Below are 15,476 nucleotides of genomic sequence, written 5' to 3'. Positions count from 1 at the left end.
CCTTGTCAGAATTTCGCCGGGGTCTGCGGAACGATCATGGCCACCAATGCGGCAGCGCTCGTCGCTCCGACCAGGACTCCGAATGCAGCCATGTACGAGAACTGGTCCACCATCCATCCCATCACGAGCGGGGTGATGAAACCGGCGAACTGACCACAACCGTTGATCAAACCCATTCCGGAACCGAGGAATTCGGCCGGAAGTGCCCGCAACGGCATCGCGAAGATCGACATCGAACACAGACCGCTGATGCCTAGAGCCAACGTCTCGTAGAACGTGAACATCGCGACGGTGTCAGCGGTGGTCATCAGGAACAAAAGGACTGCCGACGTGGCCATACACGGAACCAGAAGGATCCTGGCCCGGTCGTGGAAGTACTTGTCCACCAACCGCCCGCCCACAATCGTGGCCAGCGCCGTGACGATGAAGGGGATTGCGGCAAAGATTCCCGTGTCGATCAGCGAGAGTCCCTTGTCGTTGAGCAGATAACTCGGCACCCAGGTCATCAGCCCGTACGCGGACATGTTGGCCAGGCAGAACAGAATCGCGAACTTCCACACCGACGCGGACTTGAACACCGCGGCGCGAGAGTGCTCGCTCGCCAGAGGTTGCAAGGCTGCCTCGGGATCTTCCGAGATTTCCGTGTCCAGCGGTGCGGGCAGCACCAACCACACCACCGTGCCGATCACTGCGCCGACGATCGCCACCAGCCAGAACGCGTCACGCCACCCCACGGCCATGAGGACCGGCGCGATGATCAGCGGTGCGATGCCGGGGCCGAGGTTGTTGGCGCCGAGCATGAAACCCATCGCGGTCGCCCTGGTTTTCGGACGCGTCCGCTCAGCCAAAGCCTTGAACGACGCCGCTGGAAAGAGCCCCTGGCTGATGCCGAACATCGCACGCATGACCATCAGCGAGACGAGACCCCACGCGAACCCTGTCAACGCTGTGAACACCGACCACAGGATCAAAGCAACGATCAACAGGGGCCTGGGTCCGAAGCGGTCGGCCAACATTCCGCCGGGGACCTGCCCGAGCATGTAGAAGATCGCGAATACCGAGACCACGCCACCCAACTGCGTACTGCTGAGCGAGAATTCGTCGCCGATCATCGGAAGCGCAAGCCCGATCATGACGCGATCCACCATGTCGATCAACCAGATGGTACTGAGCAGCCCCACCGTAACGGTGGTCGTACGACGAATCGACTTGTTGTCCATCATTTTTCGAACCGAACCGTCGCTCGCCCGCGACGGCGCTTCCACTGTGACGCGTTCCACCTTCATCAAGCCTCCCGAATTGTCTTGTGCCGCATGGACTGAAACATTGAAAAGACTGATGAAGTGTGACAGCGAACACGTCTACCGCATTGGTCCGTTTCACCAATAGCCGAAGCAACGTCTGGTCGGTCGGAACATGTTCTGCCCCAAGAGATGACAAATGCCGCCGGCGCACACGGCGTCGACGGCATTTCGCGATGGAGTCGCTACTTCATCACGTGCGATTGGCGACTGCCACGATCGTCGAGACGCCTGCGGCTGCAAGCCGGGCATTGACAGTGATCAGACCGAGAATGTCGTCGACGCTGCCGAGTGTGTGCGAAATCGTACGATCCGAAATCCGTCGCGAGCCGGGAACAGCCTCGGCGAGTTCAGCTCCCGTGGTGGTGGGGTGAACGATCTCGAGGGTCCATTCGTCACGCAGCTCGACCGGCTTCAGTGTGTCGGCCTTACGCACTGCGCGCTCGGCTCCTGCTCGGATCTGCTCGCACGCCAGCGACGGCGGCAGCGAATTGGTTGCCGACCATCCATGTGCGTTCTTGACCTCGACGGTCTCGGTTGTCGGCGAGGCCGCGTCGACCAAGCCGCAGATGATGTCGTCACCCGTCACCAGGCCGACGGGAACGCCCTGGGTGGCAGCGTAGAGGGTGTTGACGTCGGTCTCCGAGACGGACTTGCCGTCGAGGCGGACGTCGGCGAACAAGCTCGAGAACGTGTGCGCCAGGACGCCGGGCCCACCGGCTGGTGCGTGATAGCCGACAAACAGAGCGACGTCGTGATCGGACGTCAGTCCCTCCGCCATGCACTGCATCTTCGGTGTTCCGAAGATCAGACGCGCCCGTGGATCCAGGTCGGCGTGAAGCAGATTGTCCATCGTTCCGTGGCTGTCGTTGACCAGGACGCTCGTCGCACCGGCGTCGAACGCACCGGCGATCGCGGCATTGGTCTCGGCGGTCATGAGCATCTGCGCACGGTGGTAGCCGCCACCGCCGCGGATCGTCTGATCGAGCGTCGCGATACCCGCGATACCCTCCATGTCCACCGAAATATAGACGTGCATTCCTGTCCTCCATCGATCTCAATCGGCTGAATTGATAACTTCGCTTTCACCTTCACACTCGAGCGCATCCGTTTCTTGTCCGCTCGAACGGTGAGTCGGCCTCCATTTGGGACGTTCACACCAGAATCCGATACCCGAGCCGTGAAACCATCGGGACATTCGCCGGGCCAGGCGGTTCGACCAACGACAGGAGTGCAGCGCTGATGCAGGTCCACGACATCGTGTTCACCGGCGGCCGTGTCGTCGATCCCGCATCGGGGACCGACGAGGTTCGGGGCATCGCGATCACCGACGGCAAGGTCTCGGCGTGGGGTCGCGACGCGATCGAAGCCCGGCAGACGATCGACGTGACCGGTCAGGTCATCTGCCCCGGATTCATCGACCTGCACAGCCACGGACAGGAAATCGCCGAGCAGCGACTTCAGGCATTGGACGGAGTCACGACGGCCCTCGAACTGGAAGCCGGCGTCATTCCTGTTGCAAAGGCATATGCCCGGGCCGGCGCCGAGGGCCGCCCGATCAACTACGGCTACGCGACGTCGTGGGCGCACGCCCGAATGATCGAACTCTCAGGGGCCGATCCCGACGGCGACATCAGAACGCTCCTGCACCATCTCGGTTCCCCGAGCTGGCAGGGCGAGCCCACCGCCTCTCAGCGCGCCCACATTCTCGAACTCCTCGAAAACGATCTGGCCGCAGGCGCTCTCGGCATCGGCGTGGTGGTCGGGTACGCGCCGAAATCCGATCCGGTGGAGTACCTACAGGTGGCGGATCTCGCGGCGCGAGCCGGTGTTCCCACCTATACCCATGCGCGCCCTCTCATCTCGGCCGATCCGTCGAGCCCGGTGGATGGTGCCGTCGAAATCGCCCGTGCAGCAGCCGAAACCGGCGCACACATGCACTACTGCCACGTCAACAGCACCTCGGGAATGCACGTCGACCACGCGCTGTCGGTGGTGGCACAGGTTCAGGCAGCCGGATCGCGCGTCACGACGGAGGCGTATCCGTACGGTTCCGGGTCGACGGCCGTCGGAGCTGCGTTTCTCGATCCCGACAAGCTGCACCTGATGAATCTGACACCACGGTCGCTGACATTCGTACCCACCGGTGAACGTATCGCGGACCGCAAGCAGCTGGAACATCTTCGGGCCACCGACCCCGGTGGGTTGGTGCTGGTGGAGTTCCTCGACGAGAACGACACCGTGCAGCGCGAATTCCTCGAACGGGCGATGACTTTCGATCGCGCCGCCATCGCGAGCGACGCGATGCCACTGACCTGGCCCGGCCGTTCGCCTGCCGACGCATTGCAGTGGCCACTGCCGGAGAAGGCACTCGGCCACCCCCGCGGCGCCGGCACCTATGCACGTGCGATTCGTACGCTGTACCGCGAGCGTCGACTGCTGTCGCTGTCGGAGATAATCGCGCGCTGCTCGTTGATCCCTGCGCAGATTCTGGAGGAGTCGGTTCCCTCGATGGCGACGAAAGGTCGGATCAGCCCCGGTAGCGACGCGGACATCCTCGTTTTCGACCCCGAGCGAATCACCGACAACGCCACGTACATCGACGGCACCCGCCCCTCCACCGGTATCAGCCGCGTGCTGGTCGGCGGAGTACCCGTCGTCGAAGACGGTGTCGTGGTCCAGGACGCGTTGCCTGGTCGCCCGGTACGCCGCTCGTAGCCGGATCTCATCCTGACCTGCATAGTTCTGACAGAAAGTCACCACACATGAACACATCGTCTGCAATCAACGGCACAATCGATGCCATGACGGATTTCGCGAACCCCCCGATCGGTTGGCAGCACAAGGCCTTCGGCACCGACCTCGAAGGTCGCGACGGTTCCGACCTCGAGCCGCTGGGGATCTCGGCACTCGACGGCAACCTCCTGCTACCCGTGATGACACTCAACCGTGCAGCGATCGCGCACAATGTCGACCTCATGGCACAGTTCTGCTCCGACCACGATGTGGATCTGGCGCCTCACGCGAAGACCACGATGAGCCCCGAACTGGTTCGACGGCAACTCGACGCCGGGGCTTGGGCGATGACAGCCGCAACCGTTGCGCAGGCACGCATTCTGCGTGAGTTCGGTGTGGACACCATCATCATCGCCAGCCAGGTTCTCGATCCCGCCGGTATTCGGTGGATCTGCGACGCCCAGGCCACCGACCCCGATTTCTTCGTCACCACCCTCGTAGACTCGGTCGAGAGCGTCCGCCTGATGGAACAGTTGATCGCGAAAGTCTCACCGGCCAGCCGTATCCGGGTTCTCGTCGAACTCGGCTACGACAGCGGACGCGCGGGCGCTCGCACTGTCGAGCAAGCACTCGACGTCGCACGCGCAGCATCGCAGGCACCTTCGTTGATTCTCACCGGAGTCGAGGGGTTCGAGGGCATGATGCCCGGAGCCTCGGTAGCAGCCCGCCGTATCTCCGTCGATTCGTATCTCAAATCCGCGCGGGTTTTCACGGAAATCTGTGTGGCCGAGAACCTCTTCGAGAACAATTCTCCGAAGGCTCCCCGGCCACTGGTCACTTTCGGCGGCAGCGCATTTCACGATCTCGTTGTGCGCGAACTGGCCGGACGGTGGGCACTCGACAACGGTGTACGCATCGTGCTGCGCAGCGGTTGCTATATCACCCATGATCACGGTCTCTATGCCGAAACTTCGCCGTGGGCTGACGGTCCGCGAACTCTGCAGGGAGCCGCAGAGGTCTGGGGCGTAGTGCTCTCCATACCTGAACCCGGACGGGTGATCCTGGGCTTCGGCCGCCGCGATGTCGGTTCCGACGCAGGCTTTCCCATAGTCCTGTGGCGCCGACGCGACGGATCCAACCGATCAGCGCGAGAGCTGACGATCACCGCACTCAACGACCAGCACGCGTACGTCGACATTCCGGCTGACTTCGACGTGAAGGTCGGCGATCTGCTCGGTTGCGGAATCTCGCATCCCTGCACCACATTCGACAAGTGGTCACTGATTCCCGAGGTCGATTCGGATTACCGCGTCGTCGGCACGGTGCACACCTACTTCTGAGGGGACCGGTTGCGGCAATCCGGCGTCAGTCGTCCTTCGGGTCACGCGGCAATTCGACGCGGAACGTCGTCCCCTGCCCGAGGGAGGTCTCGACGCTGACGGTTCCGTCGTGCGCTGCAACCAAAGCCGAAACGATGGACAGGCCGAGACCGGCGCCCCCGGTCTCACGGGTGCGAGAGGTGTCGGCGCGGTAGAAACGCTCGAAGATCCGCGCGGCATCCTCGTCACTCAAACCCTGACCGGTATCCGAAACCTCGACCACCGCGGAGTTCTCGGTCGTACCGACACGAACGGTGACCTGCGCATCCGGCGGCGTGTGTTTGATCGCGTTGCCCACCAGATTGGCAACTACCTGACGCAGTCTGGCCTCGTCACCATGCACTTCGGGCAGGCCTGGGCCGCCGGTCATCTGAAGTTCGACAGTTCGATCCGGTGCGATCGCTCGTGCCGCCTGTACCGAATCCGCCGCAACTGCAAGCAGATCCACAGGCTTGTTCTCGAGTGGACGCTGTTCGTCGAGTCTTGCCAGCATGAGCAGATCTTCGACCAGAAGTCCCATCCTCGACGCCTCGCCCTCGATCCGGTTCATCAGCGTTTCCGTATCAGTCATGGCGCCTTGGCGATACAACTCGGCGAACCCACGAATAGTCGTCAAGGGTGTGCGCAACTCGTGGCTCGCGTCGCCGACAAACCTACGCATCTTCTCCTCGGAACGCCGGGCCGATTCCTCCGAAGCCTCGGTCGCGGCAAATGCGTGCTGAATCTGCGCGAGCATTCCGTTGAGCGCCACGGACAGTCGACCGACCTCGGTGCGGTCATCGCGCTCCGGAACACGTCGATGAAGGTCGCCGGCGGCAATGGCAGCGGCAGTTTCCTCCACTTCGACAAGCGGACGGAGGCTCCGACGAACCACGAAATACGCTGCGCCGCCGAGGATCAGCAGGACAACCAGGCCGATGCCGAGTTGCAGGCCGACCAAGTCGTCGACGGTCTGCTCGTTATCCGTCAGTCGCACACCGATAGTCGTGGTCGTGCCGTCGCGGACCGTCGTGAGAACCCGCCAGTTCACGTCCGAACCGTCGCTCGATCCGACGGTGATCGGGCCGTTGGTGGAATCTTTCGACAGGTCGGGTTCGGTCGTCGTCGACTTGTCGTTCAGGATGATCACCCGTCCGTCCGGGGTCACGGTCCGAACGAAGAAGGGGCTGGGTGGGCGGGTGCCCGGGCCGACGTCACTGGGCGGCTGCAGGTCTCTGCTGTGCGGCTTTGCCCAACCGTCGACCGCTTCGTACAGCGTTTTGTCGGTTCGCTGGGTCAGTGAGTTCTCGAGAGCAGAAGTGACCGCTACACCCGACGCCAACAGACCCAGCGCGGCCAACACCAGCAAGGCCGCAACCAGGGTGAAGCGCAGCGGCAGTGAATGGAGACGGAAACGACCCCGCTTCGGAAGCTGATCGTTTTCCGCGGCGGCGATCATTGCCGCGGTTCACGCATCACGTAGCCGACCCCACGCAATGTGTGAATCAGCGGTGTCTCCCCCGTGTCCACCTTGCGCCGCAGGTAGGAAACGTAGGACTCGACAACTCCGACCTCCCCACCGAAGTCGTAATTCCAGACGTGGTCGAGAATCCGCGGTTTGCTGAGAACCGTCCCGGCGTTGACCATGAAGTATCGGAGCAGTGTGAACTCGGTGGGCGAGAGTGCAACCAACTCGCCCTTCTTCCAGACCTCGCGGGTGTCGTCGTCGAGTTCGATGTCGGCGAACTTCACCCGCGGCGACTGCTCCGGCGCGACCCCGCGACCGGCGCGGCGCAGGATGACCCGCAACCGCGTCACGACTTCTTCGAGGCTGAACGGCTTGGTCACGTAGTCGTCCGCGCCGAGGGTCAGGCCGCTGATCTTGTCGTCGAGCGAATCCTTCGCCGTCAGAAACAGGACGGGCGCGTCCACACCGTCGGCGCGCAGGCGTCGAAGCAGACCGAAGCCGTCCATCCCGGGCATCATGACGTCGAGAACGATCGCGTCGGGACGGAATGTCCGTGCGACGTCCAGGCCTTGGGCGCCGCTCGAAGCAGTTGCCACCTCGAAACCCTGGAATCGGAGGCTCACGGAGAGCAACTCCACGATGGTGGGTTCGTCGTCGACAACGAGGATGCGGGCTTCGGGGGTCTTGTCGGTCACGAGAACCATCTTCTCCCCTGCCACTGGATTCCCGCTGTATGTTCCCTGGGAGCTTCCTGTGAACGGCCGAGTGCATGTGATGGACTAGGTACAGGTGAAAAGCCGGGTGCAGCTGAAAAGCTGGGGTGCAGGCCCACGAATCGGAAGGATGCGGCATGTCACTACCCCCACTGTGGAACATGGAGTGCTTGACCTGGCGTATTCCTCTGTTCACCAACAACTCCGATACCGGCGAGGATCCCGGCTTCGCGCCACCGGAGTCTTGGGCACAGGCCCTCGCAGGTGTTGCCCAAGATCTGCGTTGCCTGCGATTCGGACCTGAAGTTGTTGTCGACCGTTTGATCTGGGAATTTTCGATCAACAGCGACTACAACGTCACGATCGGCTGGCAAGGCACACGTGACATCAGCGGATTCAGCTACTTCAACGCACTGTCGATGGAGACTGCATTCGCGGACGCTGCGGTGTGGGTCGCCGACGCAGTTCAGACAAATTTGGCCGGCTACGACTTCGTTCAGTGGCCGAGTCGAGGACGCCATCTGCTGGTTCCTCGACTTCGAGACGGGGAACCGGTGTGGATTGATCCGCACGGCGATGTGACGATAAGTCGTATAGGCGAGTTGTGCAAAAATTCGACGAATTATGCAGCAACGTAGCCCAGTTCAAATCGCTCAGCTCTACGGTCCTGTGGCGTCCGCGCTGGTCGGCGGTGTGGTAGCCGCGTACGCAGTGGCCGAGTCCCGAGTTGACGACTTCTCCTTCTCCGACGCCGGCGTTATCTCGGTGGTGATCACGCCGCAGTGGGCGGGAGCAACTGCCGCTGTGGTTGCGGCCGTCGGCGTAGCGCTACTGCATCGCTGGGGACGTGGCGGTCTCGCGAGTGTCTTCGCTGTAGTCGGCGCCCTCGCCATCGCGCTACCTGCATTCGTCCCCGTCTCCGCCCAGATTTCGGTGACTCTGAACGCAATCGGAGCAGGCGCTTTCCTCGCGGCAGCGGCATTTCCGACGAAGGGTCACCGCGGAGCACAAACCGCTCTCGGACTCGGCGTAACCACGACGACCCTGTACTTCGGCGCAGCGGACTTGTGGCGCGATCGCGTCCCCAGGTGGTCGCTCACACTTCCGGGCGATTCCTACCCCGTGCCGTCCACGGTTCCCGTCTGGATTCTGCTCGCCGCAACTCTTCTCGTGGGTGGAGTCGCCGCACTCTCACGACCGAATCAGGAGCCGGGCGACATCGACGCACGCCTGGTGAAGCTGGGAGTTGTTCTGCCCCTGGTATTCACGGCTCTCTATGTGTGGTTGGGCTCGACGACATCACCTGGGTCATGGGTGATCGCGGTGGTATTGGCGGTTGCCGTTACCGTCGCACTGGCTTGGCGGTTGCCGCCACACGACGGTCGTTTCGTACTCGTCGGAATGGCAGTCAGCGCGGTTTCGGTCAGCTCGATTTCCTTTCCATCCGACTGGACCTGGGCGATGCCCGCGGGAGCTGCTGCCCTGGCGTTGGGCGTCGTCGTCGGCTGGAGAAGACCGATGGCGCAACTCGGGCTGGGACTCCTTGCCGTGACTGCACTCTCGGGATTGCTGGATGCCGCCCCGACCACGGTTGCCTACGTCCTCGTCCTCCCGCTTGCGCTGGGACTGGCCGTCACGTCATGCATGCCTGTTGCCGTCGGAGCAGTCTCGAGCGGGGCGATGTTGCCCGTCGCTTTCACGTTGTTCTCGGTTTCACCGACCTTCTTGGACCCGGGCTCGCGGGAATTCGGGTGGTCTACCGGTGTGCTCGTCGAACACGGACCGGCCGCCGTGAACACGCCGATTCCTCTGACTGTTCTCGCTGCGACGGCGACGATCGTGGTGGCCGTGTCGACCATCCATCTGAAGCGGGTTCGAACGGCGGTGGTGACCTAAATCGCCAGCTGATCGGGTCGGAACGCAGAATTCTGTTGCTATGGTTGGGTGGTCAACGACGACATCCGGACGAGCGCACCGTACCCGGCCAGCGAAAAGACGGTGCCTTGGGAGTTGTTCACCATGGCATGGATCGTGCTCGTCATTTCCGGACTTTTCGAAGCTGTCTGGGCTACCGCACTCGGTAAGTCCGACGGATTCAGCAAGATGTCGCCTACCATCGTCTTCGTCCTCGGCCTGATCGTCAGTATGGCCGGCCTCGCGTATGCAATGCGTACCCTTCCCATCGGGACTTCCTACGCGATCTGGGTCGGCATCGGCGCCGCCCTGACCGTGGGATATGCGATGATCACCGGCGCGGAGTCCACGTCGATCGTCAAGATACTGCTGATCCTGGGCATCGTCGGCTGTGTCGTCGGTCTGAAGGTCCTTCACTGACCGGCGATCCTGGTGAGTGTTTGTGTGTTACCGGTTACAGTTAACGCATGAAACTGCTGGAGATGCTCACGCTTCCCCTACGCGCGGGCATTGCAGCCGCAGAGATCAGTTTGGGAATCGCCGAGCTGACGGTCACGACAGTTCGTATCGCCGTCGGTAATACCGGCGCCGTGACGGCGGGTGCTGCCGGCTTGGCAAGCCCCCGCGGACCCATGCAGATGATCCAGCAGTTGTCATCGCTCACCGCTGACGATCGGCCCATCGGGCAGGCCTTGGCCCCCGGTGGGCCACTCGATCGACTTCTCTCTCCCGGCGGCCCGGTCGACAAACTGACTGCACCCGACGGCACTCTCGAACGACTGCTCGCTCCCGGCGGACCACTCGAAAGACTTCTTGCCCCCGGCGGACCGCTGGATAGGGTGCTCGCCGAGAACGGCGCATTGGAACGCTTGCTCGCGCCGGACGGTCTCCTCGACCGAATGATGGCGGAGGACGGTCCGCTGCAACGCCTGACAGCGCAAGACGGTGCCGTCGAACGCCTGACTGCCAAGGACGGTGTCATCGATCGCGCACTGGCCGAGAACGGCATCCTCGAAACACTCCTGGCAGAGAACGGCGCCTTCGAACGGCTCATCGCCGAAGGCGGCCCGCTTGACCAGATCGTTGCACTGTCCGACACCTTGACTTCCCTCGCCCCCAACCTCGAGCGGATGAGCGCGAGCATCGAGGTCCTTCAGGAAACCGTCGGAATCCTCAGCGCTGCAGTCGGTCCACTCGGAGAACTTGCCGGCAAACTTCCCAACCGGTGGCTCAAGAGCAAGAGCGACCGCCCAGGGCCTGACCTTCCGATCGAATCGGCATAACAAACGGTTACTCGCCGATTACGCGGTCAGTTGTTGATCACGATGTTGAGGTTGATGATGATTCCGCCGAAAGTCAGGATCGTGTTGGCCAAGCCAACGGTCATTCCACTGTTCAGAGCCGCGATCAGTCCGTTCATCGTCGTATCCCCTTCACTGTCTACGGGTTACGCGTACAAGATTGTGCGCTGGCGCTGACAATAGGCCAAGTTCGTGACCTGCGCGCCATTGCGGAGAAAACTTGTACCCCGGTCGCAGTTTCCACGTTAACTGTTGCAGGACAACATAATTCCAAGATCGGCGCACTACCCGCTAACGGCCGAATCAAACATCACGATTGGGCATACGCAGTCCACTTCACATAACCGTCCGCCCCATCAGACACTTGTCCACCGAAACAGAGTGCACAACAGTTAGTCCGGTGCAACAATAAGACGAATCGGACATGCCTGCGACGTGATGGGGAAGGGTGGTTGAGACAATGACGGCGCCGCGCATCGCCAGAGGACACCGCGGCCCTACCGGGGGCCGAAATTCCGCGTCGCAGGACAGCCTGGACGCCGCCTCGGACGCCCTGCAATCGCTGTACGCACACCTCGATCCACATGCCCAGGCCGAGCAATTTCTCGAACAAGTCTGCAGGCATGCCGTCGATCTCATCGCCGACGCCGACATGGCCGGAATTACGATCGGCGGTTCGGATACGACATTCCGAACCGTAGCCGCCACCCACCAACTTGTTCGCACCGTCGACTCGATCCAATTCCGACTGGACTACGGACCGAGTGTGACGTCGTCACGCACGGGAACGGTTGTCCGCGCACATGCCAGCGAAGCCCACAGCCGGTGGCCTCAATTCGCAAGCGCGGCAAAGGCAGTCGGCGCCGTCAGCTTCTTGTCCATGCCACTGCCTGGCCGGGAACGCCCGCTCGGAACCCTCAATCTCTACAGCCACGACCTCCGAGGTTTCACCGGCGCCGACGTGGCATTGCTCCAACTGTTCGCCGTGACCTCGGCCTACGCGCTGCACAGCTCGCAGCGCCTCGACATCGCCAGAAAGCACGCGATGGACCTCGAGCGAGCACTCGAATCGCGAGGCGTCATCGAACAGGCCAAGGGCATCATCATGGGCACCCACCACGTCGACGCCGACCGAGCCTTCCGCATTCTCATCCAGGACTCGCAGCGCAGCAACGTCAAACTGCGAGTGATCGCCCAGCAGTACATCGACGGCGCGATCGACCCGCGCCAGGCTACGAACAAGCCCGAGACCAACTGAACCGGACGCCTATCGGCACCTCAGCAAATACAGAGGCACTCACCACATTGGTGAGTGCCTCTTCTTTCGGAGCCTCCTGTCGGGATTGAACCGACGACCTTTCGCTTACAAGGCGAGTGCTCTACCACTGAGCTAAGGAGGCGAAGACCGACGCGTTGCCGCGACTGACTTTGCGGAGCCATCATATCCAAGCCGTCACGGTGGCCGCGCGCGGGTCACGTTAGATAGCGTGGGCCCCATGCGCAACTCCCACTCCGCCCCCTGATGGCGAAATTAACCGAAGTACTCACACGCCTGACGGGAAACCGGCAAGCCACCGTCGACACGGTCACGTCGGCTCCCGCACCGCTTCAACCGATCGACCTGACAGACGACGCCGTCGTCGCAGAGGTCCTGGACCTCGCGGTTCGGGTGGGCGAAGTCCTCCTCGCATCCGGAACCGCGGCCATGGACACCGCTGAGCAGGTGCAGTTCATCGCCGCCACGTACGGCCTTGCCCAGTGTGACGTCGACGTCACTTACAACTCGATTGTGCTCTCTGCCTATCGCGGCCCGACGCGACCGCCGGCGAGCACGATGCGCATCGTCCACTACCGCTCGATGGACTTCACGCGGCTGGCGGCCGTCGACCGTCTGACACGTCGTATCCGCCGTGAGGCGATCACACCGGACCAAGCGCACGACGCGCTCACAGCCATCACGACGGCGCCGCACCCGTACAACCGATGGACCGCGACCATGGCCTGGGCTGCGATGGCGGCTTCGGTCTCCGTCCTGCTCGGCGGCGGGTTCCTCGTTGCCACAGTCGCGTTTCTGACGACGATGGTCATCGATCGAGTCAACCGCGTACTGAACCGGTTCGGATTACCGTTCTTCTTCCAGCAGGTTGTCGGTGGTCTCATCGCGGCTGCGCCCGCAGCCACGCTCTATACATTTCAGGACCAGCTGGGGATCAGTATCCGGCCGTCGTTGGTCATCGCGGCCGGAGTGGTCGTCCTGCTGTCCGGGCTGTCGTTGGTGGGCTCGGTCCAGGACGCGATCATGGGTGCACCCATTACAGCTGTCGCGCGATTCTTCGAAGTGGTGATGATGACGGGCGGCATCATCGCGGGCGTCGCAATCTCGTTGCGAATGACCGGGATGTTGGGTTCGACGCTTCCACCGATCAATGTGGAAGTCTCCACCATCACGCAGTTGCCGATCCTCATGCTCTCCGGTGCGTGTGCGTCGGTGTTCTACGCGCTCGCCTGCTACGCCGAGCGGCGTGCACTCACCGCGGCGTTCCTGGGCGGTGCGGCAGGCAGTGGTGTGTCGATCTTCGTGCAGACACTCGACGTCGGTCCCGTGATCGCCGCCGCAATCGCCGCAACCGTGGTCGGTCTTGCCGGTGGCCTGATGGCTCGCCGCGCACTGACGCCTCCGCTGGTTGTCGCGGTCGCAGGCATCACTCCCCTGCTCCCCGGTCTGTCGCTGTACCGAGGCCTGTACGCGCTGCTCAACGACCAGGTACTGATCGGGTTGACTGCCTTGCTGTCGGCGTTCGGTATCGGCTGTGCCCTGGCCGCGGGCGTCACGCTCGGCGAATGGGGAGCGCGCACGCTGCGTCGTCCACGGATTCTGATGCGCGTGGACTCGCTACGTCGCCCGATGGTCCGCAAGCGCAGGCGTCGAGTTCCCGTCACCGAGAAGTAGGCGTAGTTCAAGCAGAAAGAGCTGGGCACCTGACGGTGCCCAGCTCTTTTCTGTTCACTCGGGGTCTCGGGGGTTCCGAGCGGTGAGAGAATCAGCTCTCGACTGCGTGCTTTCCACCGGCAGCCTGATCGGCTTCCATGGCCTCACGCAGGCTCTTCGGACGCATGTCGGTCCAGTTGGCCTCGACGTATTCGAGGCACGCCTTGCGGCTGTCTTCACCGAACACCACTCGCCAGCCGGCGGGGACCTCGGAAAACGTGGGCCACAGCGAGTGCTGGTCCTCGTCGTTCACCAGCACGTAGAAGCGGCCGTCTTCGTCATCGAAAGGGTTAGTGCTCATCTCGCCTCACTCGTTACGTACGTGTCTTGTGCGCCCAGACTAGCAAGCGCACCAGTTCGGTTCTGGTGGCTCAGCACCGACGCCAGAATCTCCCCCGCCCGCACTGCCACGTTCGACAGCAGCGACGACGTCAATCCGTGAGTCTGTTCTGTCCCACCCTGCAGATAGATACCGCCTGTCACGTCCTCCGTTACAGCCAGTCGATAATCCCGACTGACGTTACGCGGAACGGACGAATCCGGCACGAGTTCACCCAACAAATCGTCCAGAGGTGCCGGGGTGAAACCCGTGGCCAGAATGAGTGCGTCGCACGCCAGCGTGTCGGTCAAGCCGTCGAGATTGCTACGGACAGCCAGTTCGATGCCGGATTCGGTCTCCACGGCACTCGTGATCTCCGAGGCCCGACGCATGAACAGTCGCCGCGGCCCACGAACCATCTCCTGATACTCGGTGGCATACAGCTTGTTGATCAGTTCGATGTCGACGACCGAGTAATTGGTACTGCGGTGCAAATCGAGAAGTCGGCGTCGTTCCGCGGCGTCTGCACCGTGCAGCTGATCGACGGCTTCGGGATCGAAGATGCGGTTCGCGTACGGGCTGTCGTCTGCCGGGCTGTAGCCGTAGCGGGCAAAAACACTGTGAACTTCGGCGTTCGGGTAGTTCGCGTGCAGGTAGTCCACGATCTCCGCGGCACTCTGGCCGGCGCCGAGAACGACGAACCGGTTGTGTACGGGCTCCGGCATTGCTTCGAGATGGAAGAGGAACTGGTGATTGTGGAAGCACCGCGACGAAGGCGTCGCCCACTCCGGGATCCGCTCTTTCAGTCCGGCTCCGACAACGATGTTGCGCGCGATCACCGTTTCACCGTCGGCGGTGCGAACCGCAAAGCGATCGACAACGCCGTCGGAGTTCTTGATGCCCTCGACCCCGTCGACGGTTGTACCGAACTGCACGTCCGCGTCGACTCGTCGAGCTGCCCAGCACAGGTAGTCGTTGAATTCGTGGCGCGTGGGGAAGAAGGTCTGGTGGTTGACGAAGTCGACCAGTCGACCCTGCTCGAACAGATACGAGAAGAAGCTGTATCCGCTCTGTGGATTCCGGAACGTCACCAGGTCCTTCGGAAACGCGATCTGCATGGTGGCACCGTCGAGCAGCATCCCGGGATGCCACGCGAACTGAGACTGCTTTTCGAAGAACCGCGCGTTCACCCGATCAACGGCCGCACAATTTGCATTGTGTTCTTCGACAGCAATGGCCAACGCGAGGTTGGCCGGACCGAACCCGACGCCGACGATGTCGACAATGGCAGGTTCGGCGCTGGAGTCTCTTGGTGATTCACTCATTACAGGTAGTCCATCCCCGACGGAACGACCTGGTACGGCCGCCAATCGATGT

The 15,476-nt window shown here is 62.4% G+C and carries 14 protein-coding genes, 1 tRNA gene and 1 riboswitch; of the genes, 8 read left to right on the top strand and 7 right to left on the bottom strand.

The window, feature by feature from the left end; genetic code table 11:
* Positions 1-5: 5 nt before the first annotated feature.
* The gene (locus tag RHP72_RS04970) at positions 6-1,286 is read right to left on the bottom strand and encodes an MFS transporter (RefSeq protein WP_311094405.1); all 1,281 of its coding nucleotides are present in this window, start codon (positions 1,284-1,286) and stop codon (positions 6-8) included.
* Positions 1,287-1,494: 208 nt separating this feature from the next.
* Entirely contained in the window at positions 1,495-2,340 is an 846-nt protein-coding gene (locus RHP72_RS04965) for a M55 family metallopeptidase (RefSeq protein ID WP_276116537.1), read from the bottom strand.
* 203 nt (positions 2,341-2,543) lie between these two features.
* Between RHP72_RS04965 and RHP72_RS04960 the strand changes: the two genes are divergently transcribed.
* Together RHP72_RS04960 and RHP72_RS04955 are read left to right on the top strand one after the other, a co-directional pair.
* The gene (locus tag RHP72_RS04960) at positions 2,544-4,019 is read left to right on the top strand and encodes an amidohydrolase family protein (RefSeq protein ID WP_218695518.1); all 1,476 of its coding nucleotides are present in this window, start codon (positions 2,544-2,546) and stop codon (positions 4,017-4,019) included.
* A 47-nt stretch (positions 4,020-4,066) separates the two neighbouring features.
* Complete coding sequence (locus RHP72_RS04955) at positions 4,067-5,377, top strand: alanine racemase (RefSeq protein WP_311094404.1); 1,311 nt, start codon at positions 4,067-4,069, stop codon at positions 5,375-5,377.
* Positions 5,378-5,402: 25 nt separating this feature from the next.
* Here the strand turns inward: RHP72_RS04955 and RHP72_RS04950 are convergent, their stop codons facing one another.
* Both RHP72_RS04950 and RHP72_RS04945 read right to left on the bottom strand, forming a co-directional pair.
* Positions 5,403-6,854 carry a cell wall metabolism sensor histidine kinase WalK gene (locus RHP72_RS04950; RefSeq protein WP_003945873.1) on the bottom strand — a complete coding sequence of 484 codons (1,452 nt, stop codon included), beginning with the start codon at positions 6,852-6,854 and terminating at the stop codon, positions 5,403-5,405.
* Complete coding sequence (locus RHP72_RS04945; protein WP_007734368.1) at positions 6,851-7,567, bottom strand: response regulator transcription factor; 717 nt, start codon at positions 7,565-7,567, stop codon at positions 6,851-6,853. Before RHP72_RS04945 ends, RHP72_RS04950 begins: the two co-directional genes overlap by 4 nt.
* 146 nt (positions 7,568-7,713) lie before the next feature.
* Here RHP72_RS04945 and RHP72_RS04940 point away from each other — a divergent pair, with 146 nt between their 5' ends.
* The 5 genes from RHP72_RS04940 (at position 7,714) to RHP72_RS04920 (ending at position 12,049) form a co-directional block, all read left to right on the top strand.
* Positions 7,714-8,214 carry a hypothetical protein gene (locus RHP72_RS04940; protein ID WP_063314994.1) on the top strand — a complete coding sequence of 167 codons (501 nt, stop codon included), beginning with the start codon at positions 7,714-7,716 and terminating at the stop codon, positions 8,212-8,214.
* Entirely contained in the window at positions 8,201-9,472 is a 1,272-nt protein-coding gene (locus RHP72_RS04935; RefSeq protein ID WP_081557391.1) for a hypothetical protein, read from the top strand. The genes RHP72_RS04940 and RHP72_RS04935 overlap by 14 nt, the downstream gene beginning before the upstream one ends.
* Positions 9,473-9,515: 43 nt before the next feature.
* Positions 9,516-9,581, top strand: a riboswitch (guanidine-III (ykkC-III) riboswitch).
* Positions 9,582-9,595: 14 nt separating this feature from the next.
* Entirely contained in the window at positions 9,596-9,910 is a 315-nt protein-coding gene (locus RHP72_RS04930) for a multidrug efflux SMR transporter (RefSeq protein ID WP_007734365.1), read from the top strand.
* Between the two features lie 47 nt (positions 9,911-9,957).
* Entirely contained in the window at positions 9,958-10,773 is an 816-nt protein-coding gene (locus RHP72_RS04925; protein ID WP_311094403.1) for an ABC transporter, read from the top strand.
* A 478-nt stretch (positions 10,774-11,251) separates the two neighbouring features.
* On the top strand, positions 11,252-12,049 hold the full coding sequence (locus tag RHP72_RS04920; protein ID WP_003945473.1) for a GAF and ANTAR domain-containing protein: 798 nt from the start codon (positions 11,252-11,254) through the stop codon (positions 12,047-12,049).
* A 70-nt stretch (positions 12,050-12,119) separates the two neighbouring features.
* Here the strand turns inward: RHP72_RS04920 and RHP72_RS04915 are convergent.
* Positions 12,120-12,191 (bottom strand) — tRNA-Thr (locus RHP72_RS04915).
* A 122-nt stretch (positions 12,192-12,313) separates the two neighbouring features.
* Here RHP72_RS04915 and RHP72_RS04910 point away from each other — a divergent pair.
* On the top strand, positions 12,314-13,741 hold the full coding sequence (locus tag RHP72_RS04910; protein ID WP_003945646.1) for a threonine/serine exporter ThrE family protein: 1,428 nt from the start codon (positions 12,314-12,316) through the stop codon (positions 13,739-13,741).
* A gap of 91 nt (positions 13,742-13,832) precedes the next feature.
* Here the strand turns inward: RHP72_RS04910 and RHP72_RS04905 are convergent, their stop codons facing one another.
* Both RHP72_RS04905 and RHP72_RS04900 read right to left on the bottom strand, forming a co-directional pair.
* Complete coding sequence (locus tag RHP72_RS04905) at positions 13,833-14,081, bottom strand: MbtH family protein (RefSeq protein ID WP_003945538.1); 249 nt, start codon at positions 14,079-14,081, stop codon at positions 13,833-13,835.
* On the bottom strand, positions 14,078-15,424 hold the full coding sequence (locus RHP72_RS04900; protein ID WP_007734359.1) for a lysine N(6)-hydroxylase/L-ornithine N(5)-oxygenase family protein: 1,347 nt from the start codon (positions 15,422-15,424) through the stop codon (positions 14,078-14,080). The genes RHP72_RS04905 and RHP72_RS04900 overlap by 4 nt, the downstream gene beginning before the upstream one ends.
* Positions 15,425-15,476 lie beyond the last annotated feature (52 nt).

The organism is Rhodococcus sp. SG20037 (assembly GCF_031763325.1).
GTDB lineage: Bacteria > Actinomycetota > Actinomycetes > Mycobacteriales > Mycobacteriaceae > Rhodococcus_F > Rhodococcus_F qingshengii.
This window is presented reverse-complemented; position numbering and strand designations above follow the sequence as displayed.